The sequence below is a fragment of the Mesorhizobium sp. M0862 genome (assembly GCF_040319795.1).
Classification (GTDB): Bacteria; Pseudomonadota; Alphaproteobacteria; order Rhizobiales; family Rhizobiaceae; genus Mesorhizobium.
The window spans coordinates 86,657-112,965 of record NZ_JAMYOJ010000001.1; the positions used below are offsets into that span (position 1 = coordinate 86,657).

30 protein-coding genes are annotated in these 26,309 nt (G+C 63.7%); 18 read left to right on the top strand and 12 right to left on the bottom strand.

The features are described 5' to 3' along the window. Position 1 precedes the first annotated feature (1 nt). Together NKI15_RS00505 and msrA are read left to right on the top strand one after the other, a co-directional pair. A complete protein-coding gene (locus tag NKI15_RS00505) occupies positions 2–286 on the top strand; it encodes a hypothetical protein (protein ID WP_352514305.1) in 285 nt (94 codons plus the stop codon). A gap of 111 nt (positions 287–397) precedes the next feature. Then, positions 398–1,123: a peptide-methionine (S)-S-oxide reductase MsrA gene (gene msrA / locus NKI15_RS00510; protein ID WP_352514306.1), complete on the top strand. Its 726-nt coding sequence runs from the start codon at positions 398–400 to the stop codon at positions 1,121–1,123. Between the two features lie 244 nt (positions 1,124–1,367). Here msrA and NKI15_RS00515 read toward each other — a convergent pair whose 3' ends face one another. Further along, positions 1,368–2,372: a cytochrome d ubiquinol oxidase subunit II gene (locus tag NKI15_RS00515; protein ID WP_352514307.1), complete on the bottom strand. Its 1,005-nt coding sequence runs from the start codon at positions 2,370–2,372 to the stop codon at positions 1,368–1,370. A gap of 4 nt (positions 2,373–2,376) precedes the next feature. Continuing rightward, positions 2,377–3,738, bottom strand: a complete 1,362-nt coding sequence (locus NKI15_RS00520; RefSeq protein ID WP_352514308.1) for a cytochrome ubiquinol oxidase subunit I — start codon at positions 3,736–3,738, stop codon at positions 2,377–2,379. A gap of 268 nt (positions 3,739–4,006) precedes the next feature. Between NKI15_RS00520 and NKI15_RS00525 the strand changes: the two genes are divergently transcribed. After that, on the top strand, positions 4,007–4,933 hold the full coding sequence (locus NKI15_RS00525) for an ABC transporter ATP-binding protein (RefSeq protein WP_023681262.1): 927 nt from the start codon (positions 4,007–4,009) through the stop codon (positions 4,931–4,933). Continuing rightward, complete coding sequence (locus NKI15_RS00530) at positions 4,930–5,691, top strand: ABC transporter permease (RefSeq protein ID WP_023681263.1); 762 nt, start codon at positions 4,930–4,932, stop codon at positions 5,689–5,691. The genes NKI15_RS00525 and NKI15_RS00530 overlap by 4 nt, the downstream gene beginning before the upstream one ends. A 192-nt stretch (positions 5,692–5,883) precedes the next feature. Here NKI15_RS00530 and NKI15_RS00535 read toward each other — a convergent pair whose 3' ends face one another. Further along, entirely contained in the window at positions 5,884–6,915 is a 1,032-nt protein-coding gene (locus NKI15_RS00535; protein WP_352514309.1) for a phosphatidylglycerol lysyltransferase domain-containing protein, read from the bottom strand. 133 nt (positions 6,916–7,048) lie between these two features. On the opposite strand from NKI15_RS00535, the gene NKI15_RS00540 reads away from it, so the two are divergent. The 3 genes from NKI15_RS00540 to NKI15_RS00550 all read left to right on the top strand — a co-directional run bounded on the left by NKI15_RS00540 (position 7,049) and on the right by NKI15_RS00550 (position 9,810). Further along, positions 7,049–8,440 carry a flavin-containing monooxygenase gene (locus NKI15_RS00540; RefSeq protein WP_352514310.1) on the top strand — a complete coding sequence of 464 codons (1,392 nt, stop codon included), beginning with the start codon at positions 7,049–7,051 and terminating at the stop codon, positions 8,438–8,440. Positions 8,441–8,647: 207 nt separating this feature from the next. Next, on the top strand, positions 8,648–9,133 hold the full coding sequence (locus NKI15_RS00545; protein WP_023728778.1) for a MarR family winged helix-turn-helix transcriptional regulator: 486 nt from the start codon (positions 8,648–8,650) through the stop codon (positions 9,131–9,133). After that, entirely contained in the window at positions 9,130–9,810 is a 681-nt protein-coding gene (locus NKI15_RS00550) for a GNAT family N-acetyltransferase (protein ID WP_352514311.1), read from the top strand. The genes NKI15_RS00545 and NKI15_RS00550 overlap by 4 nt, the downstream gene beginning before the upstream one ends. A gap of 118 nt (positions 9,811–9,928) precedes the next feature. Here the strand turns inward: NKI15_RS00550 and NKI15_RS00555 are convergent, their stop codons facing one another. Continuing rightward, entirely contained in the window at positions 9,929–10,153 is a 225-nt protein-coding gene (locus NKI15_RS00555; RefSeq protein WP_023673272.1) for a hypothetical protein, read from the bottom strand. A gap of 240 nt (positions 10,154–10,393) precedes the next feature. Between NKI15_RS00555 and NKI15_RS00560 the strand changes: the two genes are divergently transcribed. The 4 genes from NKI15_RS00560 to NKI15_RS00575 all read left to right on the top strand — a co-directional run bounded on the left by NKI15_RS00560 (position 10,394) and on the right by NKI15_RS00575 (position 13,809). After that, entirely contained in the window at positions 10,394–10,735 is a 342-nt protein-coding gene (locus NKI15_RS00560; RefSeq protein WP_023673273.1) for a hypothetical protein, read from the top strand. 4 nt (positions 10,736–10,739) lie between these two features. Beyond that, positions 10,740–11,450 carry a phosphatase PAP2 family protein gene (locus tag NKI15_RS00565; RefSeq protein ID WP_023692974.1) on the top strand — a complete coding sequence of 237 codons (711 nt, stop codon included), beginning with the start codon at positions 10,740–10,742 and terminating at the stop codon, positions 11,448–11,450. Between the two features lie 288 nt (positions 11,451–11,738). Then, on the top strand, positions 11,739–12,008 hold the full coding sequence (locus tag NKI15_RS00570; RefSeq protein ID WP_023687514.1) for a helix-turn-helix domain-containing protein: 270 nt from the start codon (positions 11,739–11,741) through the stop codon (positions 12,006–12,008). A 79-nt stretch (positions 12,009–12,087) separates the two neighbouring features. Next, positions 12,088–13,809, top strand: a complete 1,722-nt coding sequence (locus NKI15_RS00575) for a SulP family inorganic anion transporter (protein WP_352514312.1) — start codon at positions 12,088–12,090, stop codon at positions 13,807–13,809. Between the two features lie 18 nt (positions 13,810–13,827). On the opposite strand, the gene NKI15_RS00580 is transcribed toward NKI15_RS00575, so the two are convergent. Then, entirely contained in the window at positions 13,828–14,685 is an 858-nt protein-coding gene (locus NKI15_RS00580; RefSeq protein WP_352514313.1) for an NHL repeat-containing protein, read from the bottom strand. A 115-nt stretch (positions 14,686–14,800) separates the two neighbouring features. Between NKI15_RS00580 and NKI15_RS00585 the strand changes: the two genes are divergently transcribed. Continuing rightward, positions 14,801–15,601: a helix-turn-helix domain-containing protein gene (locus NKI15_RS00585; RefSeq protein ID WP_352514314.1), complete on the top strand. Its 801-nt coding sequence runs from the start codon at positions 14,801–14,803 to the stop codon at positions 15,599–15,601. A 116-nt stretch (positions 15,602–15,717) separates the two neighbouring features. Further along, complete coding sequence (locus tag NKI15_RS00590) at positions 15,718–17,094, top strand: adenylate/guanylate cyclase domain-containing protein (RefSeq protein WP_352514315.1); 1,377 nt, start codon at positions 15,718–15,720, stop codon at positions 17,092–17,094. 142 nt (positions 17,095–17,236) lie between these two features. On the opposite strand, the gene NKI15_RS00595 is transcribed toward NKI15_RS00590, so the two are convergent. Continuing rightward, positions 17,237–17,533 (bottom strand): YciI family protein, encoded by a 297-nt coding sequence (locus NKI15_RS00595; RefSeq protein WP_023834575.1) that lies wholly within the window; start codon positions 17,531–17,533, stop codon positions 17,237–17,239. Positions 17,534–17,597: 64 nt separating this feature from the next. Next, positions 17,598–18,425: an oxidoreductase gene (locus tag NKI15_RS00600; protein ID WP_352514316.1), complete on the bottom strand. Its 828-nt coding sequence runs from the start codon at positions 18,423–18,425 to the stop codon at positions 17,598–17,600. A 123-nt stretch (positions 18,426–18,548) separates the two neighbouring features. On the opposite strand from NKI15_RS00600, the gene NKI15_RS00605 reads away from it, so the two are divergent. Further along, the gene (locus tag NKI15_RS00605; RefSeq protein WP_023673283.1) at positions 18,549–19,139 is read left to right on the top strand and encodes a TetR/AcrR family transcriptional regulator; all 591 of its coding nucleotides are present in this window, start codon (positions 18,549–18,551) and stop codon (positions 19,137–19,139) included. A 7-nt stretch (positions 19,140–19,146) separates the two neighbouring features. Here the strand turns inward: NKI15_RS00605 and NKI15_RS00610 are convergent, their stop codons facing one another. From NKI15_RS00610 to NKI15_RS00620, 3 genes are all read right to left on the bottom strand, one after another. Continuing rightward, entirely contained in the window at positions 19,147–19,947 is an 801-nt protein-coding gene (locus NKI15_RS00610) for a C40 family peptidase (RefSeq protein WP_023834577.1), read from the bottom strand. Positions 19,948–19,989: 42 nt separating this feature from the next. Then, positions 19,990–20,931, bottom strand: coding sequence for a CHAD domain-containing protein (locus NKI15_RS00615; RefSeq protein WP_023828854.1), 942 nt, complete (start codon positions 20,929–20,931; stop codon positions 19,990–19,992). Positions 20,932–21,017: 86 nt separating this feature from the next. Next, positions 21,018–21,515, bottom strand: coding sequence for a CYTH domain-containing protein (locus NKI15_RS00620; RefSeq protein WP_023728787.1), 498 nt, complete (start codon positions 21,513–21,515; stop codon positions 21,018–21,020). 90 nt (positions 21,516–21,605) lie between these two features. On the opposite strand from NKI15_RS00620, the gene NKI15_RS00625 reads away from it, so the two are divergent. Genes NKI15_RS00625 through NKI15_RS00640 form a run of 4 tightly spaced genes read left to right on the top strand, consistent with a single transcriptional unit; the run spans position 21,606 to position 25,307 of the window. Further along, entirely contained in the window at positions 21,606–22,310 is a 705-nt protein-coding gene (locus tag NKI15_RS00625; RefSeq protein WP_023728788.1) for a CerR family C-terminal domain-containing protein, read from the top strand. After that, positions 22,307–23,257, top strand: a complete 951-nt coding sequence (locus NKI15_RS00630; protein ID WP_023828853.1) for an HlyD family secretion protein — start codon at positions 22,307–22,309, stop codon at positions 23,255–23,257. Before NKI15_RS00625 ends, NKI15_RS00630 begins: the two co-directional genes overlap by 4 nt. Beyond that, complete coding sequence (locus tag NKI15_RS00635) at positions 23,254–24,174, top strand: ABC transporter ATP-binding protein (RefSeq protein WP_023673289.1); 921 nt, start codon at positions 23,254–23,256, stop codon at positions 24,172–24,174. The genes NKI15_RS00630 and NKI15_RS00635 overlap by 4 nt, the downstream gene beginning before the upstream one ends. Beyond that, entirely contained in the window at positions 24,171–25,307 is a 1,137-nt protein-coding gene (locus tag NKI15_RS00640; protein WP_023696062.1) for an ABC transporter permease, read from the top strand. Before NKI15_RS00635 ends, NKI15_RS00640 begins: the two co-directional genes overlap by 4 nt. A gap of 4 nt (positions 25,308–25,311) precedes the next feature. Here NKI15_RS00640 and NKI15_RS00645 read toward each other — a convergent pair whose 3' ends face one another. Together NKI15_RS00645 and NKI15_RS00650 are read right to left on the bottom strand one after the other, a co-directional pair. Beyond that, the gene (locus tag NKI15_RS00645; RefSeq protein ID WP_023748245.1) at positions 25,312–25,911 is read right to left on the bottom strand and encodes a DNA-3-methyladenine glycosylase; all 600 of its coding nucleotides are present in this window, start codon (positions 25,909–25,911) and stop codon (positions 25,312–25,314) included. A gap of 17 nt (positions 25,912–25,928) precedes the next feature. Next, positions 25,929–26,309 (bottom strand): nuclear transport factor 2 family protein, encoded by a 381-nt coding sequence (locus tag NKI15_RS00650; RefSeq protein ID WP_023681284.1) that lies wholly within the window; start codon positions 26,307–26,309, stop codon positions 25,929–25,931.

A 26,309-nucleotide genomic window follows, 5' to 3' on the forward strand; every position in this document is an offset into this window, starting at 1 on the left:
CATGACCAAGATCCTGACCGCACTCGCCTTTGCGCTTTCGATGACCGCCTTCGCCGCCGGCGCCCGCGCCGAAGACGCGACCAGCGCCATGAAGCCGGCGATGGCAACCGAGGCGATGAAGCCCGCTACCGATGCCATGGCGCCGGCGACCGGTGCCATGAAGCCAGCCGACCCAATGGCGACGAATCCGATGAAACCCGCCACCGACGCCATGAAACCGGCCGATGCCATGAAACCCGCAACGGATGCGATGAAGCCGGCGGACGCCATGGCGCCCGCGCAATAAGGCTTGATCCCATGACCCGGCCGCACAGTGGCCGGGCCGGCGCACGGCAATTTGAGAAACCAGGCGGGACGTTCTGTCGTATAGTCTTCGCCACCATCAAGGAGATCAGACATGACCGGCATTGCAAGGACGAGAACGCCGATCTTCAAGAGCGCGCTTGCCGCGCTCATCGTCGCCGCCGCCGCGGCCGCCTTCTGGCAGAGCCCGGCGCGCTCGGCCGAGGACGCGGTGGTGATCCCGCCGCCGGCAGTGGACGAGAAGGCCGCCAGCGGCAGCGCGAAGGCTATCTTCGCCGGCGGCTGCTTCTGGGGCGTGCAGGGCGTGTTCCAGCACGTCAAGGGCGTGACCAAGGCCGTCTCCGGCTACACCGGCGGCGCCAAGGATGACGCCGTCTACGAAACGGTGGGCAGCGGCCGCACCGGCCACGCCGAATCGGTCGAGATCACCTACGATCCGTCCAAGGTGACCTACGGCCAGCTGCTGCAGGTCTATTTCTCGGTCGCCCACAACCCGACGCAGTTGAACTTCCAGGGCCCGGACTCGGGCACCCAGTACCGCTCGACCATCTTTGCCGAGAATGGCGAGCAGCAGAAGATCGCCCAGAGCTACATCGCCCAGCTCGACCAGGCGAAGGTGTTTGCCAAGCCGATCGTCACCACGTTGGAGACGGGCAAAACCTTCTATCCGGCCGAGGAATATCACCAGGACTTTCTGACGCTGAACCCGACCTATCCCTACATCGTCTACAACGACCTGCCCAAGGTGGCGAATTTGAAGTCGCTGTTCCCGGGGTTGTATAGCGAGAAGCCGGTGCTGGTGCTGGCGGGGAAGAGCTGAGGGGCGATAGGACTTGGCCGGACGCAGAGAGCGGCGACGCCCTACCTGAGACGCCAGCGGGACAGCACCCCCCTCTGCCCTTCCGGACATCTCCCCTCAAGGGGGGAGATTGGCAGCGTCGCTGACGGTGCTCATCTTGCAAGGTTGGCGAAGGCCGCAGTGAGAGCTGATCTCCCCCCTTGAGGGGGAGATGGCCGGCAGGCCAGAGGGGGGGTGCCTCGCGCAAACGCGATTAGCGAGCCCTTCAATCATACGTCAGATCCGTCGCCTTGCCCCCAAACACCCGATACGCATAGAACGAATAGAAGATGATCACCGGCAGCACGACCACCGTGCCGGCGAGGATGATGGCGAGGCTTTCCGCCGCCGACGCCGCCTGCCAGATGGTCAGCCTGTCGGGCACCACGAAGGGGTAGAACGACCAGGCAAGCCCGGCAAAGCCGAGCGCGAAGATGGCGGCGAGCGTCAGGAACGGCCGCAGCGCATGGCGGTCGTCGGGCTTGGGCAGGTGGAAGGTCTGCCGCCACAGCCACAGGAACAGCAGCGCCGACAGGATCGGCAGCGGCGACAGATAGAGCATTTCGGGCCAGACGAACCATTTGGCGAAGATGCGCGGACTGGCGAATGGGGTCGCCAGCGACACCGCCGCCATGCCGAGCGCGGTCAGCACCAGGGCTGTCCGCAGCCAGGCCACCGCCTTCCTCTGCAATTCGCCCTCGGTCTTGTAGATGACCCAGGCAGCGCCCATCGCTGCATAGGCCGCCGACAGGCAGAGCGCCACCAGCGCCCCGAAAGCGATGCCGCCAAAGCCGACATCGAGGCCAAGCACATAGACGCCGAGCATATAGCCTTGCGCCAGCGAGGCGATGACGGAACCGAGGAAGAAAATGCGGTTCCAGCGATGCTTCTTGCCGGCGGGCACCTTGGCGCGGAAATCGAAGGCGACGCCGCGCAGGATGAGGCCAACCAAAAGCACGAAGACCGGAATGTAGAGCGCGGTGAGGATGACGCCATGCGCCAGCGGAAAGGCGACCAGGAGCAGGCCGACGGCCAGCACCAGCCAGGTCTCGTTGGCATCCCAGAACGGGCCTATTGCCGCGATCATGGTGTCCTGCTCGGCATCTTCGGCGACCGAGAACAGGATGCCGATGCCGAGATCGAAACCGTCGAGAATGACGTAGATCAGGATGGCGAGGCCCATCAGGCCGGCGAAGATCAGGGGCAGCGCGGTTGGCCAGTCGAAGGTCATTTTTTCACTCTCCCGCGGCCGGTTGCGACATCGCCGTCTTCATGACGCCCGGGAGCGGCGAGGTATCGCCGTCCTTGGCGGCCTTCAGCGCCAGGTGCACCAGCACGCCGAGATAGGCGATCAACAGCAGCACATAGAGGATGAGATAGATGGCGAGCGTCAGCGCGACATGGCTGCCGGCGACCGGGCCGATAGCGTCGGCGGTTTTCAGCACGCCGGTGACCAGCCAGGGCTGGCGGCCGATTTCGGTGGTGTACCAGCCGGCGAGCGTCGCCAGCCAGCCCGACAGCGCCATCGGCACCATCAGCATGGCCAGCGGCCTCGGCAGGCTGTGGCGGCGCTTGAGGAAGAAGGTCGCCGACCACGAGACGATGAGCATCAAAATGCCGGTGCCGACCATGATGCGGAAGCCCCAGAACACCGGGAAGACCGGCGGATGCAGGCCGGGATAGTCGTTGAGCCCCGGCACGATACCGCTGGTGGAATGGCGCAACACCAGGCTGGCGCCGTCGGGAATGGCGATCTCGAATTTGTTTTCCTTCGCCGCCTCGTCGGGCAGCGCAAACAGCACCAGCGGCACGTTGGGGCCGGTGTTCCAGTTCGCCTCCATGGCGGCGATCTTCTGCGGCTGGTGCTCCAGCGTATTCAGCCCGTGCTGGTCGCCGGCGAAGATCTGGATCGGGATCAGGATGGCGGCGGTGAAGACGCCGGTGCGCAGCGCCTTCCACATCGATTCCGACCGGTCGCCGGTGAGGTAGCGCAGCGCCGACAGGCCGGCGATCAGGAACGACACCGTCAGGCCGGAGGCAAGCAGCATATGCGTCAGACGGTAGGGCATGGACGGGTTGAAGACGATCGCCCACCAGTCGACGGGATGCGCCTTGCCATCGATCATCTCGAAGCCGGCCGGCGTCTGCATCCAGGAATTCAGCGCAATGATCCAGAAGGCCGACAGCGTGGTGCCGCCGGCGACCAATACCGTCGCCAGCGTGTGGACGCGGTTGGAGACGCGGCGGAACCCGAACAGCATGATGCCGAGGAAGGCCGCTTCAAGGAAGAAGGCGGTGAGGATCTCGTAGGCAAGCAGCGGCCCGGCGATGTTGCCTACATGCTCCATATAGCCCGGCCAGTTGGTGCCGAACTGGAAGCTCATGGTGACGCCCGAGACCACGCCCATGGCGAAGGACAGCGCGAACACCTTTACCCAGGTGAAATAGGCGCGCATCCAGGCGGAATCATTGGTGGCGTTGTAGCGGAGCTTGAAGAACAGCAGCACCCAGCCAAGCGCAATCGTGATGGTCGGAAACAGGATGTGGAACGAGATATTCGCCCCGAACTGCATTCGCGACAGGATGAGCGGGTCCATGCGGGCTCCGGCTGCTGTTGTTGGCGCAGAATAGGCGGCGGATGCGGTCCGGTCAAAGCGGCTTGGCGTCACGCGGGGCGCGTTGTCGCAGGAGATGGGATCAATCCGTCAGTGCCCCGATACCCCCATCACGAAACGGCAAAGGGGAACGTTTGTCCACAATTGTCAGCAGCGGCATTGACTTCCGAGCCTGCACACCGACATTCAGCGCAATAATAATCCCCGCCTCTTTCAAACAGTCGTTTTCGGCCTCATGTCTTCCACGAATTTGCCTTCCATCATTTCGATTGCCGGGGTCACGAAGACCTACGCCACCGGCTTCAAGGCGCTGAAGGAAATCAACCTCGACATCGAACGCGGCGAGATTTTCGCGCTGCTGGGGCCGAACGGCGCCGGCAAGACGACGCTGATCTCGATCGTCTGCGGCATCGTCAACCGTTCGTCGGGAACGGTGACCGTCGACGGCCACGACATCAACCGAGACTACCGCGCCGCGCGCAGCCTGATCGGGCTGGTGCCGCAGGAGCTGACCATCGACGCGTTCGAGAGCGTCTGGGCAACCGTCACCTACAGTCGCGGCCTGTTTGGCAAGCCGCCCAATCCGGGCTTCGTCGAAAAGGTGCTGCGCGACTTGTCGTTGTGGGACAAGAAGGACGCCAAGGCGATCACGCTGTCGGGCGGCATGAAGCGGCGGCTGATGATTGCAAAGGCGCTGTCACATGAGCCGCGCATCCTGTTCCTCGACGAACCCACGGCCGGCGTCGACGTCGAACTGCGCCAGGACATGTGGGCGATGGTGCGGCGGCTGCGCGACGATGGCGTCACCATCATCCTCACCACGCACTATATCGAAGAGGCCGAGGCGATGGCCGACCGTGTCGGCGTCATCAACCGCGGCGAGATCATCCTGGTCGAGGGCAAGGCCGAACTGATGCGCAAGCTCGGCCGCAAGCGCCTGATCGTCGAATTGCGCAACCCGCTCACCGCCATTCCCGATGCATTCTCGCACTACGCCTTGGAGCTGTCGGGCGATGGCACACAGCTGACCTACACCTATGACAACCAGAGCGAACGCCCCGGCGTCGCATCGCTGCTGCGCGAACTCGAGACGGCCGGCATCCAGTTCCGCGACATGGACACGCAAAACAGCTCGCTCGAGGAGATCTTCGTCAATCTGTTGAGGCAAGAGCCATGAATTGGCGAGCAGTATGGGCGATCTACCGGGTCGAGATGGCGCGTGCGTTCCGCACCGTGCTGCAGAGCATCGTCTCGCCGGTGATCTCGACATCGCTTTATTTCGTCGTCTTCGGCTCGGCCATCGGCTCGCGCATCACCGAGATTGACGGCATCAGCTACGGCGCCTTCATCGTGCCCGGCCTGATCATGCTCTCACTGTTGACGCAGTCGATCTCCAACGCCTCCTTTGCCATCTATTTCCCGAAATTCGTCGGCTCCATCTACGAGCTCCTGTCGGCGCCGGTGTCGTATCTGGAGATCGTCATCGCCTATGTCGGCGGCGCCGCGACCAAGTCGATCATCCTCGGCCTGATCATCCTGGCGACGGCCTCGCTGTTCGTGCCGCTCACCATCCAGCATCCGTTCTGGATGCTGGCCTTCCTTGTCTTGACGGCGGTGACCTTCAGCCTGTTCGGCTTCATCATCGGCATATGGGCGAAAAGCTTCGAGCAATTGCAGCTGGTGCCGCTGTTGATCATCACGCCGCTGACCTTCCTCGGCGGCAGCTTCTATTCGATCAACATGCTGCCCGAGACCTGGCGCACGGTGACGCTGTTCAACCCGGTCGTCTACCTGATCAGCGGTTTCCGCTGGAGCTTTTACGGCAAGTCCGATGTCTCGGTCGCCGTCAGCCTGGGCATGACGATGGTGTTCCTCGCCATCTGCATCGCCATCGTCGCCTGGATCTTCCGCACCGGCTACCGGCTGCGCAACTGACCCTGCCGCTCTAAAGCGCGTCGCGTTTGAACGGACTCAGGCGACGCGCATTAGGTCTTTGTTCTTATGCATGTCGTTGTCTCAAAACCGGGGCCACTTCTGAGCGACATGCAATAGGCGATCGCCCGTGCGCCGGTCAAATCAACAGTTTTGCTGGGGGCAAATTGGCCACGTTGGCCGCCACGCTTCTTGCTAGATCGCCTTGATGAGGCGCAGCAACCCCAGCATCTCGATCAGCCTGCCCTGGCGGAAGGCGATGTAGGTCGGTTCTTCGACGCCATGGAAGCGGCGCTTGAACGCCGCCTGGCCCTTGAGGTTGAACTTGCTGCGGTTGACCCAGGGCGACTCATAGGCCCGCTCGAAGGCGTTGCGCCAGAAGCTCGATTCGGCAAAGCCGTTGGCTCCGACATCGAGCATCGGCGACAGGCCGAGCGTGACGACCGAAATGCCCTCATTGCGAAAGCGGTCGACGGCGAATTTGGTCAGCCCGATTTCGGCATGCGGCGAGGCATCGATGTGCTTGCGCTTGAACGAGGTGGTGTAGCCGATCACCTTGCCGCCGCTGAACATCGGATCGAAATCGAGCAAAGCGACGAGCTCGCCTTCCGGGCTGTAGAGCACGAAACGGCGCATATCGATGCCGAGATGATCGGCAAAGGGGCGGTTGAGGAAGGCCATCTCCCAGCGCTTGACGATGCGGTCGGCCCGCCAGTTCTGCGACAGGCGCTGGACCTCGTCGAGATAGACCGCTCCTTCGCCAAAGGAAAACCCCTTCTTCAAGAGCCAGCGTTCGGAATAGCGCACGGTTTCGTTGCGCTTGCCGGAAAAATCGTGAGCCGGCAGTTCCAGCCGCGTGTCGACGCCGAGACGGTTGACCTGGTAGCCGAGCCCGGCCAGAACGCGCGCCGTCGCTTCGCCGATCTGCACGAACCACGGGCTGTCGGCGGCTTCGACAAAGCGCCTGATATAGTCGGGCCGATCGGCCGGATGGGCCACCGGGTCACCGAGCGCGAAATGGTGCTTCATCTTGGTGCCGAAGGCGATGTAGCCGTCGGCGTCGCCGAAATAGGACAGTTTTTGCTGCACGGCGGTCGAATAGGCCAGCGAGAAGTCGCCGTGCCGGCGGACAAGCGCCAGCCGCTCGACATGCGAAAAATCCTGGCGCGGCACCTTGGCTGCGGCGCCCTCCAGCAGTCTGTCGAGAAAGATACGCAAGGAGGGCATGGTCGAGCTTCCGCGTGCCGATGATAAACAGAGGCTTGCCCCCAAGGCCTCGAATCAGTCGCATTGACGCGACCTCATTATCGATCATATCGCCCCTGTGCCATATGGGACGTGCCATATAGGACGGGTCCCCATGGCGCACCTGAAAGGGAATCTCGACCGAATGGCGGCTACGACAAGCGAAACGATGCCTATCGTCCTGGGGCTGAAAGGACTCGACGACACGGTTATCGTCATCGGCGCCGGAGCGGCGGGGCTGGCGGCCGCCGACGCGCTTGGCCGGCGCGGCGTGCGGGTCGTCGTGCTTGAAAAGGAGCCGCGGATCGCCGAACCGTGGCGACGGCGGCACGAGAAGCTGACCCTCAACACGCATCGCGCGCTATCGGCCCTGCCCGGCCTTGCCTATCCGCCACGCACCGCCGCCTTTCCGAACAAGGATGCCATCGTCGGTTATCTCGAGGATTTTGCCCGCGCGCGCGGCATAAGGGTCGAATTCGGCACCGCCGTCGAGCGGATCGAACGCAGAGGCAATGGCTGGCTCGTCCATACGGGCCGGGAAACGCTGAGCGCCCGCAATGTCATCGTCGCCACCGGCCGCGACCGCTTGCCATGGACGCCGGACTGGCAAGGCAAGGCGACTTTCACCGGCAAACTTATCCACGCCGCCGATTTCGGCACAGCACAGGACTATGTGGGCAAAAGCGTGCTGGTGGTCGGAGCCGGAAATTCCGGCTTCGACGTGCTCAACCACCTCGCCCGCGCCGACACCAAGGCCATCTGCTTGTCAGCCAGGCAGGGTCCGTCGCTGATGCCGAAACGGATCGGCAAGGTCGCCGTGGCGCGCTTCGGCGGTTTCATGGCGATGCTGCCGACGTGGATTGCCGATGCCGCGATTGCCGCGACGCAGCGGCTGGTGTTCGGCGACCTCGCCCGCTTCGGCCTGCCGCCGGCGCCGAAGGGCGGCGCCAGCCGGCTCGGCGTCGAGCAGATCGCTATTGCCGTTGATGACGGCGCCGTCGCCGCGCTGAAGGCCGGACGGATTTCGGTGGTGGCGCCGGTGGCGGCTTTCGAAGGCGCCGGCGTGCGGCTGAACGACGGCACGGTGCTCGAGCCGGATGTGGTGATCGCAGCAACCGGCTATCGCACCGGCCTGGAGGCCATGCTGGGCGATCTCGGCGTGCTCGACGCCAAGGGCGTGCCGAAGGCCAATGGCGGCACCCCGAGCGGCCAGCCCGGCCTGTGGTTCATCGGCATGCGGCCAAGCCTGACCAGCTATTTTCACAGCGCAGGCCTGCAGGCCGAAGCGATTGCCCGTCAGATCGCCAAGGGGGTTGTAGACGAGCGCTTCTGGACGGAGAACCACCGCGCACTTCGGGCTGCTGCTGTGGCGCGGACTGGTGGTTCAACGCATCTGCAAGACGGGATCGAATATCCTGGCGATTGGGCGAAACGCCATCCCGTCGTCATCCACGGGCGAAGCAAGGAGCGTAGCGACGCGGCGCACACCCGAGGATCCATGCCGTGACTTCTGAGCTACGCTGCGTTGCAGGTCTGCTCCGCTGCTTCCACGGCCAAGGCATGATCCCAGGGTCTGCGCCGCGTCGCTTCGCTCCTGCTTCGCCCAAGGACGACGAAGTCGAGATGCTTGCGGCCAACCTCCAAAGCAGGCGCTTGAACTCGTTCATTGCATTATTATATAACATGTTATATTTATCCAGGAGACGGACCACCCATGGAAGACATCATTCGATCCCTTGGCTATCTCACCCTCGGCAGCAGGCTGAAGCGTATCGGCGAGCAGTTGCAGGCCGATACGCAGCGCATGCTCGATGGGCTGGAGGTGCCGGTGCAGTCCAGCCAGTATCCTCTGCTGGCCGCGCTCGACCGGCTTGGGCCGCTGCCTGTCGGCGAACTGGCGCAGTCACTGGGGATCACCCAGCCGGGGGTGACGCGCAGCGTGGCGCTGCTGGCCGAGTTGGGGCTGGTCGAGGCCGCGCCATCGAACGACGACCAGCGCCGCAGGATGATCTCGCTGACCGCCAACGGCCAGCGCCTGGTCGACAGGGCGAAGCGGGACGTTTGGCCGCGCATCGAGAACGCCGTTGCCGACTTGTGCAAAGGCCTTGCGGGGCCGCTTCTACAACAACTCTCGGCAATAGAGGACGGCCTGGCGGCGGCCCCACTCGACCGTCGTGTGAAACAGGATGTCGCGCCATGAGCCATGTCCTCGATCGTCCGGTCTGGAGCGCGCTCGACACGCGGCATCGGATCTTTGCGTATGGCGACAGGCTCGCCAGGCGCTATCCCTCCTCGATCGTCCCCTTCGCGGCTTCCGGGGCAGACGACGCTGAGAGCCTGCAGGCGCTCGCAAGCCTCATTCCTGCGGGTGAGAGCGTGTTCATGCTCCAGGCGGACCCCATTGCCTTGCCGCCGGAACTGACCGCGACCGTGACCGCCTTCGGTGTTCAGATGGTTGCCGAGGCGCCATTGCCTGCCGTGTCGGACGAGCGTGTGCAGCAGCTGACGCAGGACGACGCGGCCGGGATGCTCGCTTTGGCGTCACTGACCAGGCCCGGCCCGTTCACGCTCAAGGCGCTGAGCCTCGGCGAGTTCTGGGGCGTGAAGATCGACGGCCGGCTGGCGGCGATGGCCGGCGAGCGCATGAAGCAGCCCGGCTACAGCGAACTCAGCGGCGTCTGCTCGCATCCCGAATTTCGCGGCAGCGGCCTCGGCCGGCTGCTGTCGGTGTTCGTGGCCAACCGAATTTTTGCGCGCGGCGAAGTTCCCTACCTGCATGCCTATGCCAGCAATGCCGGCGCGGTCCGGTTGTACGAGTCCATCGGCTTCAGGCTGAGGGCAGAGATGAATGTGGCCGTCGTGCAGCGCGCCGGCTAGAGCGTTTCACCGTTTCACGGAAACGGCGAACCGCTCCTAGGCCTTTATTTTTACGCAATTCCGGACGGAAAACCGCTTCACACTTTTCCTGGAATTGCTCCAGGCCGCCTTGCGGGTCTCAGGCTGATTTCGGCTCCAACCTGCGGAAACCCACGGTTTCCATAAGCATATCTTCCTCGACCATCCCGGCATTGTGCAGCGCAAGCAGGTTCAGCGCGATCTCCCGCGCCTCCGCCGAATCGGGATGCACGTCGCGCCTGCGGCAGGCTTCGTCGAACACGCGTTGCAGCCTGGCGATGTCGTCGGGTTTCAGCAGGCCACGGTCATAGACGGACTTTGGCATGGCACTCTCCTCCAGAAGAGGTAGGGCGCCATGTTTAAATGTCCATTCTTTTCCGGGGCTTGGGTGGGCAGCTGCCTGGGTTTGCGTTAATCCGGCCCGAGCGTTGCAATCAGACCGCGATCGTGCTGCCATTCATTCAGCCACCTCTCGTCATCGTCGGGCCTGTCTCGCCGCAGTCTGCTTGACGTGTCGGCGCGCTTGCGAAACAAGGGCTGCCACAAACGACAGCGAGGCACAAAAGTGAGTTTCTGGGGACTGGCGCAGCTCGTCGTTTCGACGGTGATCTTCCTGCTGGCGGCAATCGCGGCCAAGCAATGGGGGCTGGCGCCAAGCCTTGGCAAGATCGTGCTGACACTGGCGCTCTATACGGCGGGCAATCTGATGATGCTGCGGCTGGTTCGTGAGTTCGGCATGTCGGTGTCGTTCAGCCTGTCGGCGGTGATCCAGCTGGTGGCGGTCAATGTGGTGGCGCTGGTGTTCTTCGGCGAACGCGTCAATGCCTTGCAGGCGACCGGCATCGTGCTGGCCATCGCGGCGGTGGTGCTGATCTCGCTCGGGCCTTACCTGCAGGGGCGACTGTAATCCGATGAAGACCCCGCGTGCGTTCACCAACTGGCTTGAATTTCCGGTGCTGCTGGCCGGGCTGGTGATAGCCGCCGGGCTGTGGGGCTTCGAGGAACTGATGGAGGTGGCGCGGGCCACCACGCCGCACGCTTTCGATACTGAGATCCTGCTCGCTTTCCGAAAAGTGGGTCAGCCGGATGTTCCCGTCGGCCCGGCATGGCTGGAAGGCGCGATGCGCGACATCACCAGCCTCGGCAGCTCCAGCGTGCTGGTGCTGATCGTAACGGCGGTGATCGTCTACCTCCTGCTGATCCGTAGGCCGAGGACGGCGCTGCTGATCTTTGTCGCGGTGGCTGGCGGGCAGCTGCTGTCGACCTTGCTCAAGGCCGGCATCGACCGGCCGCGCCCCGATCTTGTCTCGCACCTGGCCAACGAGACGTCGCTGTCGTTTCCCAGCGGCCACGCCATGCTGTCGGCGGTGACCTATCTCACGCTGGGCTCGCTGGCAGCGCGCTTCCTGCCGGGACGAACGACGAAAATCTATGTCCTCAGCCTGGCGGTGCTGATAACGCTGCTGGTCGGCGTCAGCCGCGTCTATCTCGGCGTCCACTGGCCTTCCGACGTGCTGGCGGGATGGTGCGCCGGCTTCACCTGGGCGACGCTGTGCTGGCTGGCGGCGCGAATGCTGCAGCGGAACAAGGCGGTGGCCGATGGCAACGAGCCCGAAGACTGACGATCCGGAGCGACATTCAAATCAGCCGGTTGATCAGCCCGTGTCCGCAGCCTGCCAGCATAAAAACCGCCGACAGCAAGGCTGCCGACGTCGTCAAGGTCCTGAAAATCTTCAACTGATATTTCCCCGCCAATAAGAGCCAAGGCTGTTAGCGTAGCATGCTCATCCCGTATCCCGCCATCCGGCTTTGTGGAGAGATCATGTTTCACGTATGCTTTATGATGGTTGAAACATCACTATGATTGTATTACACGTCGTCTCCGCAGACTCAGACGGGGGTTCCGACCGATGATCACTGCCGCGCAGATGCGCGCCGCGAGGGCGCTGGCCGGCATCGATCAGAAGACACTCGCCGAGCGTGCCGGCGTTTCGCTTCCGACAATCCAGCGCATGGAAGCGAGTGACGGCGTGGTCAGGGGTGTGGTCGATACGCTGATGAAGGTTGTCCAGGCTCTCGACGAGGCCGGGGTGGAGCTCATCGGCGAGAACCAGACCAGCGAGCGCGGCGGCCGGGGCGTGCGCCTCAAGCCGGTGGCGCCGCCGAACCCGCAAGGCTGAGCCGGCATATAGTCGCGACGGCGACCGCCGACAGTCCTGCCGACGATCCCGCCGCCTTCACGCAAGCGGAAGGCAGTCCATGGATCAGATCCGGCGGGCAGTGCATCAACCGGCCCAGAAGTCGGCAAAGCCGACATTTTCAGAGCTGTTCACGCCCAAGCTGGTGACGGTCTGGCGCGAAGGTTACCGCCTGCCGCAGTTCAAGGCCGACTTCATGGCCGGGCTGACCGTCGCCATTGTCGCGTTGCCGCTGTCGATGGCGATTGCGATTGCTTCGGGCGTGACGCCGGAGCGCGGCCTGTTCACGGCCATTGTCGGCGGCTTCATCGTCTCGGCGCTCGGCGGCAGCCGCTTCCAGATCGGCGGCCCGGCCGGCGCCTTCATCGTGCTGGTGGCGGCGACGGTGCAGCGCGAAGGCGTCGACGGACTGCTGCTGGCGACGATGATGGCCGGCATCTTCCTGCTCGCCATCGGCTATCTCCGGCTCGGAACCTATATCAAATTCATCCCTTACCCGGTGACGGTCGGCTTCACCGCCGGCATCTCGATCATCATCTTCTCCGGCCAGATCGTCGAACTGTTCGGGCTGAGGCTTGCCGGGCCGGAGCCCGGGCCGCTGCTGCCGAAACTGATGGCGATCGGCCACGCGGCCGGTACGCTCAACATCTCGGCGACGCTGGTGGCGGCGTTGACCATCGCCACCATCGTGGGGGTGAAGCGCTGGCGGCCCGGCTGGCCGGGCATGCTGATCGCCGTCGGACTGGCCTCCCTTGTCGTGGCGCTGCTTTCGCTGCCGGCGGAAACGATCGGCACGCGCTATGGCGGCATTCCGCGCAGCCTGCCGTTGCCGGCACTGCCGGGACTCAACCTCGACAAGGCGATTGCGGTGCTGCCGGATGCGGTGGCTTTTGCGCTGCTCGGTGCCATCGAATCGCTGCTGTCGGCCGTGGTCGCCGACGGCATGACCGGGCGGCGGCACCGTTCCAATTGCGAACTGGTGGCGCAAGGCTTTGCCAACATCGCGTCTGCCCTGTTCGGCGGCATCTGCACCACCGGCACCATCGCCCGCACCGCCACCAATGTGCGGGCCGGCGCGCATGGGCCGGTTTCCGGCATGCTGCATTCGCTGTTCCTATTGGTCTTCATGCTGGTGGCCGCGCCACTGGCGAGCTACATCCCGCTTGCCGCCCTTGCCGGTGTGCTGGCGGTTGTCTGCTGGAATATGTTCGAGAAGCAGGCCTTCGCCACGTTGCTGCGCGCTTCGCGCGGCGACGCCCTGGTGCTGATGGCAACCTTCCTGATCGTCGTCTTCCGCGATCTCACCGAAGGCATCGTCGTCGGCTTCGCGCTAGGCTCGATCCTGTTCATCGACCGCATGGCCAAGTCGATCGCCGTGGAGGCGGATTTGCCGCTGGTGCAGGACGATGTCGCCGACAGCAGCGGCCGCGCCTACGATGCAAGCGAGGCAAGCGACGCCGACACCGTCGTCTATCGCATCTCCGGCGCCTTCTTCTTCGGCGCCGCCTCGACTGTCGGCACGGCGCTCGACCGCATCGCCGACCAGCGCAAGAACTTCATCCTCGATTGCTCGGCGGTGCCGTTCTTCGATTCCACCGCGGCCAATGTCATCGAGGGCGCGGCGCACAAGGCGAAGCGCGCAGGGGTGCGTTTCATCATCGCCGGTGCCTCGCCGCAGACACGGCGCATGCTGATCAACCACGGCGTCAAGCGGCCGCTGGTGACCTTTGCCGCCTCGATCAAGGATTCGCGGGCGCAACTCAAAGCCGCGCCCGCTGGCTGAGCCGGCAAATGTGCGCCGTCAGTCCAGGCTCAGCACCGCGATCTCGCCCTCGTTCATCAGCGGCACGAAAATCCGCGTGCCGTCTGTGCCGATATCGGCGCTGCCCGGCTTGAACTGCTCTACAGCCTCCGGCGCCTCGCCGACTTTGTACCGATAGAGCGTGCCGGTCATGAAGGCGGTGGCGTAGATGCTGTCGCCGATGGCGACGACGCCGTCGAGGTCGGCAAAGTGTTGTGCGCCAGGCAGCGGCGTCACGGTTTTCGTCGCGAGATCGACCGACAGCAGGCCCCCGGGCGCGGCAGTGCTGAAGTCCGGCTTGATGCCCTTGCCCCAGGACGCCACGATCAGCCGACCTCCATCGGCAAAGATGCCGTTGGGCGCGGCGAGCTTCGCATCCTTCACGAACAGGTCCGGCTTGTTGCCGTCGATGCCGTAGATCGCATTGGCCAGCATGTCGGTGACATAGACCCTGCCCGATGAGTCCGATGTGACGTCGTTGAGGAAGACGGCACCGGGCACATCGATGGTCGAGACGAGCTTGCCGCTGGCGAGATCGACGATGCGCACCTTGGTGATGTCGGCGACGTAGAGCTTGCCGCCGGAGATTGCCGAGCCCTTCGGTGCATCCATGCCGGCGGTCCAGTGCCGGCTAACGACCTTGCCGTCCAGCGATAGCACCGAGAGATAGCCGTTGCCGTCGGCTTCACAGGGATTGCCGACGATGTTGGAGACGATGATGCGGTGGTTGGCGGCATCGAACAGCGCCGATTCCGGTTGCTCGAAGCCCGAGGCGCGCCAGAGTTCGGCGGCCTCGGCCGCAGGTGCGAGCGCGATAGCGAAGGCGGCGACGCAAATCGAGGTGATGAGGGTTTTCATGGCCAGGTCTCCTGTGATGGATGGCGGAGAGCTAGGAGTTTCGATACTTTTCCGGAAGGACGATTCGAGCTAGTATCGGAAACCGATACGAAATGGCGCAAAAGAGGTGCATTCCATGAACGGCCTGATCTTCGAGGCGCTGAAGCGGACGCTGAAGGCCAAGGGCGTCACCTATCGTGAGCTTGCCGGGCGGATGGGCGTTTCCGAGCCGACGGTCAAGCGCATCTTCCACGAGGGCAACTGCAAGCTCGACCGTCTCGTCGGGATCTGCGCTGCCGCCGGCGTCGAGCTGGAAAACGTGCTGGGGTCGATGAACCGGGGGCCGGGACCGGTCAACCGCATCGCGCCAGAGGTCGAGCGCAAGCTTGCCGGACGGCCGGCGCTGCTGTTCATCTTCGTCATGCTATCGGAGAAATTCACGCCCGAGGGCGTCATGCGCTCGCAGGGCTTGAGCGAAGCGTCGATGTTCCTCTATCTGCGCGATCTCGAAGCGCTCGGCCTCATTGCGCTGGGCAGCGGGCTGTCGGCACGGCTGCTGGTCGACACACCGATCCAGTGGAATTTCGAAGGGCCGCTCAGGCCGCTGTTCGAGATGACAAACAAGAATTTCATCGGCTGGGCGATCACCCATCTGGAGCGGGAAGCGACCTTCGTCTCCTTCTCCAGGCGGATGCGGCCGGAGACGGCGGAGATGGTCAAGCGCGAGGCCGAGGAGTTGGCCGAGCGCGTCAAGCTGCTCGCCCATCACGACCAGCACACGACGCCGGAAGACGGGTTGACCGGCTACAAATGGACGTTTGCTTTTGGCGCAACCCCGTTTCCGGCGATCATGCCGATCGGCCCGCACCCCAGGGATGCCGGTGCGTCCGACCGGCCCACCGCTCCGGCAAAGGGACGCCGCCCGCTGCCGGCTTGACGCGCCAGCCGCGTTTCAAAAACGAAACCATGATAGAGTTCGCGCGCTGATTTGCCTGACTGTACGGGGCGGGTTTGCCGAATGCGTGACCGTCCCCGCAAAATCGAAGTGATCCTATGCCCACCGCGCCAACACTTGAACTTCGCCGCTATTCGCGCCTGAAAAATTTGCGGGAGCGGGCAGAACGCCAGGGTGCTGCATTGCAGTTCTGGGCGCGCACCGCATCGCTTGCCGTGATCTCCTGCTTCTTTTCATTGATCAGCCGCTGGGATGCCTCGCTGCTCTTCGTGCTGGCGGGCCTCGCGCTGTTCCAACTCGTCGGTCTGATCCAGTTTCGCTTTGCGCGCCGTCGCAACGCTCCATGGTGGATCGGTTACCTCGTCGGTACGCTGGATATCATTCTGTTGACCGTTCTGCTGGTAACGCCCAACCCGTTTTCCCTCGAGGTCGCGCCGGCGGCGATGCAACTGCGCGAGGGCAGCTTCAAATTCCTGCTGATTTTCGTATGCCTTGGCGCGCTGACCCTTTCGACACGATTGGCGCTCTATCTCGGCGCGCTCGCGGCCTTGACGTGGACGATCGGGGTGGGATGGGTGGTTTTGCATGCGGGAACCGTCATTCCGGCAACGAACCTCTATTCGCTGCCGATGACAGAGCGACTGAATCTCTATCTCAACCCCAATTTCGTCGATACGTTCGCGCAGGCGACCAATGTGTTGGTTGTGCTGATTATCGGCGCGATCATGGCGCTGGTCGTCTCCCGTTCCCGGCATCTGTCGGAAGACTATGTCAAGGCAGAGCGCGCCCGCGCCAATCTCGCCCGGCATTTTTCGCCCAATGTCGTCGACCAGCTCGCCTCGGATGACGAGCCCTTCGGTCCGGTCCGCCGGCAGGATATCGCGGTGCTGTTCGCCGACATTGTCGGCTTCACACACTATTCCGAGGACCATCCGGCCGAAGCAGTGTTCGAACTTCTGCGTCAGTTCCACCGTCGCATGGAGCAGGTCGTTTTCGACCACCATGGCACCGTCGACAACTATATCGGCGATTGCATCATGGCGACCTTCGGGGTTCCGCAAGCCAGCCATGACGACGCAACCCGGGCCATCCGGTGCGCTGAAGCGATGATCGCCGCTATCGAAGACTGGAATGTCCAGCGTGTGTCCAGAGGATATCCGCCGCTGGACGTTCGGATCGGTGCACAATATGGCGCCGTCGTCCTCGGCGCGGTCGGCAGCGAGCGCAACCTGTCCTTCGCGGTGGTGGGCGACACCGTCAACGTCGCCAGCCGTTTGCAGGCGCTCTGCCGTGAGCTTCAGGCGAATATTTGCTTTGGGTCACGACTGATCGAGGCCGCGAAGGCGGAATCGCCAACGACACGGTTGAATGCGCGCGATCATGGGCCGGTGAGCATCCGCGGCCGGGACGAACCGGTCCATATCTGGGTCGAACACAGAGCCGAAAACCAGGGCGCCATTGCGGTTTCGGCGTGATGCCGGCCGCCATGTGAGACGCCTGCACCTCGGCAGGATGGACGCCAGAAACCTCGACTGGATCGCGCCCGCCAGCGTGCGCAAAGCTGGCCCCTTCGAGAGCGACTTTCGCTGCCGCATCGATGCGGTTTGGTCGAAATGGTTAGCCGTGCGTTTTCAAATGCAGCATCGGATGGTGTTCGTAGTGCCCGGCGCCATTCTTCACGATCGGGTCCTCCGAGGTGATCGCCTCTATGTCCAGATCATCGGCAATCCGATAGAGCGACACCCCATAACCGCCAGCCGGGTCCATCACGGGGCCGTGCGCGACGATAAGCCTCTTTTCAAGCAGGTCATCCAGGAATGCTCGGTGCTGCTTCATCCACTCTTCCTCATCGGTGGTCATCGTTGCCAGAAAGTCGGAACGCGGCGGAATATATTTGCACAAATAGGACTTCATTCGTCGCTCCTCGGCGAAAGGAGGCTCGCCTGCCGGACTGGCCTGGCCATGCCTTGATTTTAGATCAATCGGCCACGCCCATCTGCTTGCGGAAGCTCTTGTCGAACATGTTTTCGGGCACGAAGCGCCGCATGAAGCGAAGACGGCCTGCCGTTTTGCCAGGCGTATAGCGCATGCTCGGCGTCTTTTCGGTGGCTGCCTGTACCACTTTGTCGGCCACCGCTTCCACCGGATCGCCGCTCGCGATTCTGTTGCGCCAGGTCGAATTCATGGCTGAGCGCCCCTGTTCGTAGACGCCGGAAATCCGGTCAGGCTGTTCGGCGTTCTCTTCCAGTCCGGTGCGGGTGAAGGCGGGCTCGACAAGGGAAACCCTGATGCCGAACGTTCGAAGTTCGTGATCGAGCGACTCGGAATATCCTTCGACTGCGTGTTTGGTGGCGGTGTAGAGGGCGGTGAATGGCCCCGGCAGGAAACCGGACACCGAACTGATGTTGATGATCCGGCCCTCGCCCTGTCTGCGCATGATGGGCAGCACTTCATTGGTCATGCGAACGATGCCGAAGACATTTATGTCGAACAGGCTTTGGGCTTGAGCGACCGATGATTCCTCGGCGCCGCCGATCAGGCTGCGGCCCGCATTGTTTACCAGTACGTCGATCCGGTCGGCGAGGGCGACAACTTGCTTGATGGCGTCTCTGACGGACCCATCATCGGTGACGTCGCAAGGGACCATGTGAATGCCCTGACGCACTTCGTTGGGCGCAGCTCGGCGGCTGGTGCCGAACACGCGATACCCCGCCCGGATGAGCGCAAGTCCGGCCGCATGCCCGATGCCACCCGAAGCGCCGGTGATCAGCGCGATCTTCTCGGCGCGCGACTGAACTTGTGTCATCTCAACTTTCCTGCCTAATGATTATGATCGTAATCATTGGGTGATAATGACCGCCATAATCATTGTCAAGCGCCTCCGCCACGTCTTATATGTCGATCATCATCAATAGAAGAGGATGCGGTCGTGAAGGTGAGCAAGGAGATGGTCGAGTTAAATCGAGAGCGGGTCATCGATACCGCCGCAAAGCTCTTCCGCGAACAAGGGATCGACGGGATCGGCATTGCCGATCTGATGAGCGCGGCCGGGCTTACCCACGGAGGCTTCTACCGACAATTCAAGTCGAAGGACGACCTCATCGTTCAGGCCATGCAGCGGGCCTTCAGTGACATGAGCGCCGATCTATCCGCCCGGCTCGCTTCGACCGATACTCCGTTTGAGACGCTGGTGCGCCACTACATCTCGGACCATCATCGCGACAATCCGGGGCACGGATGCAGCCTCACCGCACTGGCGGCCGATGCCGCCCGGCACGACGATCCAGCGCTTCGATCGTTCTTCGGAAGCATCGTCAGCAATTATGTCGCGTTGATCATTTCACTCCTGCCGGGAAGCGACCCGGCCGCGAAGCGGAGTGCCGCGATCGCATTCCTAGCGGAAATGGTCGGATCGGTGATCCTCTCCCGCGTCGTGCCCGATCCGACGCTTTCCGCTGAGATCATCGACACTGTCTCGAATGATCTCATAGGGCGCCACTCGCCATCGGCGCCGGTTTGAATGGTTGCTATTCGGCGGCCTTCGCCTCAGCGGCCCTATCTTCCCAGGTCACCGCCCGGTAGTCGAACCCAAATTCCAGCGTCGGTTTCACGATGCGGAAGAAGGGCGACAGGTCGAAGTCGCGCGGCGTGTAGAGCGAGTGGTGGCGGATGTGCAGGATTTCGCGGCGCGAATAGTTCGACTGCGCTGAGGCGCGGCCGGGCGCGCGGGTGATCTCGGGCAGGATCGGATAGCGGATCTCGCCATAGGCTTCGGCGATCAGGGTCGAGCAGATGGCGCGCGTCGGGTCGCCGGAGCCGAAAGCCAGCATGCGGCGGCGCCAGCGCACCGGCACCGGCGGCGTCGGCAGGAAAAAGCGCAGCATGTCGAAAATGTTCTTGAGATCGTATTTCAGGCCGAGCTTGCCGATCATGAAGGCGACGACATGGTCGCGGTCTTCCGGGGTCAGCCCGCTCGCCCGGCAGATACGGGTGTTGTAGGTGCGGTAGCGCGACAGCGGCACGGCGACACAGCCTTCGCCGAGCGTGACTTCGATCAGCCGACGCCGTTCCGATCCGTCCTCCGGTTCGGACAAGGCATCGCCGATATAGAAGGCCGCATGCGACCAGGTCGACTGGGTCAGGTATTTGATCGCCGCCGAGATCTTCTGGTTGCCTTCGATGAGCAGGATGTCGCCGGGCTCGAGCGTGCGCCGCAACGTCTCGGCGTCGGACGGCGTGTAGGGCTCATAGCCGGAGGATTCGTCCTGCAGCCGGCCGGCAAGCCAGCGGCCAAGTCGGTCCAGAAGCGTGTCGGCAGGTGCGGTCATGGTAGAGCGTGACTAGCACGCGCCGGCGGGGGAGTGCCAGCGTCAGCCGGCCGGCACTGTCTCTTCCGGCAGTGCCGGCCCGGCGAGGTCGTCGCGCGCATTGCGGGCGAGCTTCTTTGTCGAGCGCTTGGGACTGTCGCCGAACAGTTCGGCCGCCCCGGCGAGGCAGCTCTTCTTCAGGCTTTTTTCCGAGCGCTTCAAAAGCTTGCCCAGGAGCTTGGTGTCCTGCGCATCGCCGAGCGGCTCGCCGTCGGCTTCGAGCAGGGCGCGCATGACGAAGACATCGTGCAGTTCGCCGAGCTTTTCACCCAGTTCGTCGACCGCCTTGCGCCGCACCTTGATCGGCGTCGGCCACAGCCGGCCGAGCAGCGAAAGATGCATCGAGTGGGTCTTGGCCGCCTTACGCAGATCGTGGAAATCCTCGGCTCCTCCGTGGGATCCGGCCTTGTCCAGCGCCTTCCTGGCCCGGCGCAAGGTCTTGCGAGCGCCTTCCGCAAGCACATCGGCTGCATGCTCAGGCAGATCGGGGAGCAGCAGCCGCTCGATCCGGATCAGGCCTTCCTCGCAGGCGGCCGTGGCCGCGCCTATGGCGGCGTCGAGACCAGCCCCGGCATGGATTTCATGCTGGCGGGCGATAAGCCGGTCGCGCACGCTGTCGAGGCCGCCGCCGGCAACCTGCTCGGGAAAGGCGGCTGCCAGCCGGTCGACGGTCTCGACCAGCGCGGTCGCCTCGCGCGGCCCGGCAAGCAGCGCCGCCACCTGACGGTAGCATTGGTTCTCAGTCCGACAGAATGTTTCATTTCCGGAACGGACCAGCCGCAGCAAGGCGCGCGCGCTCTTCAGCCGCTTGCGGCATTTGTGCAATGCCTGCTCCGGCTGGTCGCGCGCGACGGCCAGATGGGCAAGCGCCTTGCCGATCTCCTCGCCAAGGATACGCCTGACCTCGCCGGTCAGCGGCAGGCGCGGATCGATGCGAAAGCTCATGCGGCGATCTCCGGAATCCCCCTAGAGCATGATGCCGAAAAGTGTGAAGCGGTTTTCGGACGACATCATGCTCCATCTCTTTTGATTTAGAGCCGGATTCCGATTTTAGGTCGACCCGACCTAAAATCATCCGGCTCTAGGGCGAGCGACGCGTTGTAAAATCTCTGCTCGCCGGTCACTTCGCGGCCGAGCCAATCAGGCAGCATTTCGTCAGGTACATCCTCCGGCGTCTCCAGTTCGGCCACCACAAGGCCGGCTAGAATCCCGCCGAAAACATCGACTTCGTAGAGATAGCCGCGATGCCTAACATGGTGGCGTGTCTTCTCGATGACATGTCCGATGGCGAAGGCCAGCATCTCCTCTGCGTCCGCCAGTGGAATTTCATATTCGTATTCGTCACGCTCGCGGATCTTGCTGCCGAATTTAAGCGTCAGCTTCGCCGAACTGCCGTCGCTGATGCGCACGCGCACGGTGCGGCCGGGTGTTGCGGCAAGATAGAACTGGCGAATGCGTATATTCGCCTCGGCCATTTCCAGCCATTCGGCGCTGGAGACCAGGAACTTGCGTTCGACTTCCTTGCCCATGGCCGCCACTAAAGCGTCTGCGGCCCGACATGGCAAGCCGCCGCGGATAATCAATTTGACTTTAATCAATCGATTGATTAAGTACCCAGCATGATCAAAACCGTAGCCGATAAAACGCCCCGCCAGGAGACATCCCCCGCAGAGCAGACGCGCGCCGCACTCGTGCTTTCGGCGCTCAAGCTGTTCGGACGGCAAGGGTTCGACGGCACGTCGACGCGTGAGATCGCCGCCGAGGCCAAGGCCAACATCGGCTCGATCGCCTATCACTTCGGCGGCAAGGAAGGGTTGCGCGCGGCCGCCGCCGACCACATCGTCGAAACCATCCAGTCGGTTGCCGGCCAGGCGCTCGGCGGCACGCAATTGCCGGGTCAAGCCGGCCCGGAGGCGGCGAGGGCACAATTGTTCGCCGCGCTGGAAGCGATGGTGGCGTTTATCGTAGCCAGACCGGAAGCTGGCGATATCGTACAATTTGTACTTAGGGAATTGACGCATCCGACCGCCGCACTCGACCGCATCTATGACGGGGTGTTCGAACCGACCCATCGCCGCCTCTGCCAGATCTGGGAACAGGCGACGGGCGAGCCGGCCGAAAGCGAGGCCACCAAGCTCGTGGTCTTCACGCTGATCGGCCAGGTCATCTATTTCCGCATCGGTCGCGAAGCAGTGATGCGTCGTATGGGCTGGCGCGAGATCGGCAACACCGAGGCCGCCAAGGTGGTGGCGGCGGTGACAGGCAATCTTGGCGCCATACTGGCGGCCCGCAATCCGGTCGCCCGCAAGGAGGGCAAGCGATGAGTTTTCTCTGTTCCCTGCCTCTCGCGGCCAAGCTGTTCGGCGCCTGCGCGCCGGCAGCGCCGCTTGCCGTCGGCTATGTCGAGGGCGACTATGTCTTGCTGGCTCCGATCGAGGTGGCGCAGGTCGAGACCGTCGCGGTCAAGCGCGGCGACCGTGTTGTATCAGGCACGCCGGTGGTGACTCTCGAAAGCGCCGACGCAAAAATCGCCGTCGCCCAGGCAGGGGCCGCGCTCGCCCAGGCGCAGGCGCAGCTGGCCGACCTGCAGATCGGCAAGCGGCCGGAGGAGATCGCGGTGCTGAAGGCCGAGGTCGACATGGCCAAGGCCCAGGCCACGGATGCCAAGCGCAAATACGACCGCGCCGCCGACCTGTTCAAGCGCGGTGCCGGCACGCAGGCCGACTACGACACCGCCGCCGCGACGCTGGAGACCGCCAATGCGCAGGTCGGCCAGGCGCAGGCCAACCTCGCCGTCGGCGGTCTGCCTGCGCGTCCCGAAACGATCAAGGCGGCAGACAATCAGGTCAAACAGGCGCAGTCGGCGTTGGAACAGGCTGAGTGGCGGCTATCGAAGCGCGTGCTGGCGGCACCCTCGCCCGGCCGCATCAATGACGTCATCCGCAATCCCGGCGACACCGCTGGTCCGACCGCGCCTGTCATTTCGATGTTGCCGGACGGTGCGGTGAAGCTCAGCGTCTATGTCCCGGAAAGTGCGTTCTCGTCGATCAAGGTCGGCACGCTGCTTGTCGTGCATTGCGACGGCTGCGGGCCGGAGGTGAAGGCGCGCGTCAGCTATGTCTCGCCCGACCCGGAATTCACCCCGCCGGTGATCTACTCGCTCGAGAACCGGCAGAAGCTGGTCTACCTCGTCGAGGCGCGGCCTGAGGGCAAGGCGCAAGCGCTGCAGCCGGGACAGATCGTCGATGTCGAGCTGGCGGCCTCAAAATGAACGCCATCGACGTTCATGGCCTGGTCAAGCGTTTCGGCGACAAGACTGTCGTCGACCATGTGACGATGACGGTGGCCGAGGGCGAGATCGTCGGCTTTCTCGGGCCCAACGGGTCCGGCAAGACGACGACCATCCGCATCATGTGCGGCCTGCTGACGCCCGACGAGGGCGAAGGTACGGTGCTGGGTTTCAACATCCGCACCGAGTCGCTCCGCATCAAGCGCGAAGTCGGCTACATGACGCAGAAATTCTCGTTCTACGAGGATTTGACGATCGGCGAGAATCTCGAATTCGTGGCGCGGCTCTACCGGCTGAAACCGGTCGAGGAGCATGTGTCGAAAACGCTGGAAGAGCTTGGCCTGACGAGCCGCCGCAACCAGCTCGCCGGCACGTTGTCGGGCGGCTGGAAGCAGCGGCTGGCACTGGCCGCCTGCATCATGCACAAGCCGAAGCTGCTGCTGCTCGACGAGCCGACCGCCGGCGTCGATCCGAAGGCGCGGCGCGAATTCTGGGACGAGATCCACCGGCTGGCGAGCGGCGGTCTGACCGTGCTGGTGTCCACCCACTACATGGACGAAGCCGAGCGCTGCCACCGCATCAGCTACATCTCCTACGGCAAGATGCTGGCCACCGGCACGGTGGACGAGGTGGTGACGAATGCCGGTCTGACCACCTTCGTGCTGCAGGGACCGCGCCTCGACCAGGTCGCCGATGCACTCAGGGACCGGCCCGGCGTCGACCAGGTGGCGCCGTTCGGCGCGACGCTGCATGTCGTCGGCTCCGACAAGGCAAAGCTCGAAAAGGCGCTCGCCGATGTCGAGAAGGAGCACAAGGGCGTCAGCGTAAAACCCGGCGAGACCAGCCTCGAGGACGTCTTCATCCAGTTCATGTCCGGCTCGAAGGACAATATGGCATGAACAGCGTCTTCTCCTTCGCCAGGCTCGGTGCGCTGCTGATCAAGGAATTCATCCAGATGCGGCGCGACCGCATCACCTTCGCCATGATGCTGGGCGTGCCGCTTTTGCAGCTGGTGCTGTTCGGCTACGCTATCAACAACGATCCCAAAAGCCTGCCTGCCGCACTGGTGGCGACCAGCAACGACCCCTACACCCGCGCCATTGTCGCAGCCCTGCAGACGACCGGCTACTACCGCTTCGACCATGTCGCGCAAAGTGCCGAGGATGCCGAATTCCTGATGGCGCGCGGCGATGTCGCCTTCGTCGTCACCATCCCGGCCGATTTCGGCCGCCGGGTGGAGCGCGGCGACAATCCGCAGATACTCATCGAGGCCGACGCCACCGACCCGGCCGCCGCCAGCGGCGCCATCTCGACGCTAAGCAAAGTGGCCAGCCAGGCGCTGCTTCGGGCGCAAGGCATGCAGGAGGCGGCGAGTGAGGCCGCCAGGGGCCAGCTCGATGTGGTGGTGCACCAGCGCTACAATCCGGAAGGCATCTCGCAATACAACATCGTGCCCGGCCTGCTCGGCGTCATCCTGCAGATGACCCTGGTGATGATGACCTCGATCGCGCTGACCCGCGAGACCGAGCGCGGCACGATGGAAAACCTGCTCGCCATGCCGTCCAGCCCGTTTGAGATCATGCTGGGCAAGGTGCTGCCCTATCTTGTGGTCGGTGGCGTCCAGGTGGTGGTGGTGCTGGCGGCGTCGAAGCTCTTGTTCGCCATCCCCTTCACCGGTTCCATGTCGCTGCTGCTTACAGCCGTATTGGTGTTCGTGCTGGCGCTGGTGCTGCTTGGCTACACCATCTCGACCATCGCCCGCACGCAGATGCAGGCGCTGCAGCTGACCTTCTTCTTCTTCCTGCCGTCGATCCTGCTGTCCGGCTTCATGTTCCCCTATCGCGGCATGCCGGGCTGGGCGCAGACCTTCGGCGAGATTTTTCCGCTGACGCATTTTCTGCGCATCACCCGCGCGGTGATGCTGAAGGGCGCCGAACTGCCGGCGGTTGCGGGCGAGATCGCCTGGCTGGTCGGGTTCGTGGCCTTGTTTGCCGGCGTCGCATTGGTGCGGTTCAGGCGCACGCTCGACTGAGCGTTCAGGAATTGAGCGATCGCGGACCGCTGACGAACGGACTGCCTCTGACATAGAACCGCAGCGGGCGGTCCGCATCCTTCGTGATGCCGATGCGGATGCCTTGGCCGATGTCGCTGGCCTGATGCTCGTCGGCTGCCAGCCATAGCGGGCCTTGGCGGCACAGATCGAGGCCGTCCAGCGAACGGTCGATCCGCAATGCCTGGGCGAGCCGCCCCGGCCCGCGCGCCAGGTCGCGCAGGCGCTCCACGCCCCGGTTCAGCCGCATGATGGCGATGCCTTCGAGCGGCTCCAGCGCCCGGATCAGCACGCCGGTGCCGGTGCCCGGCCCCTCGCTTGAGACATTGAGCATCCAGGAGACCCCATAGGCGAGATAGACGTAGGCGTGTCCGGGCCCGAGGAACAGCGAACGGTTGCGCGGCGTCATGCCGCGATAGCCGTGCCCGGCGGCGTCGCCGGTGACATAGGCCTCGGTCTCGACGATACGGCCGCTGACGATGCCTTCCGGCAGCTCCCGCACCACGAGCTTGCCGATGAGATAGCGGGCGAGATCGGCCGTATCATCAGGCAGTTCGGCACGATCGAGCGGATGGTGGCCGGTCATGCTACCGCCGCCGTGTTTCAAGGTATCCGTTCGACCCATTGCGCGCGCGACTGCCCCGGCTCGAACGGATCGCCGAAATACTGGGTCTCGCGAACCACTTTGCCATCGACGAACTCCATGATGCTCACCGTATAGGACGGAATCCCGTCATAGGTCAGGACATATTCGGTGATCCAGAGGTCGCCTGACCCGGTGATCCGCCGCACGGCAAAGCGCTTCCGGTTGGGCTGCGTGGCGCGCGACGACTGGATGTTGTGCCGTCCGCTGATGCGCTCGCCTGATTGCGGATAATCGAGCACCGCGTCCTCGCGATAGATCTGATGCTCCGTCTCGAGATCATTGGCATCGGAGGCAGCCCAATGGCGATCGAGAGCCGCCCTTATCTCAGCGTCTGCCAT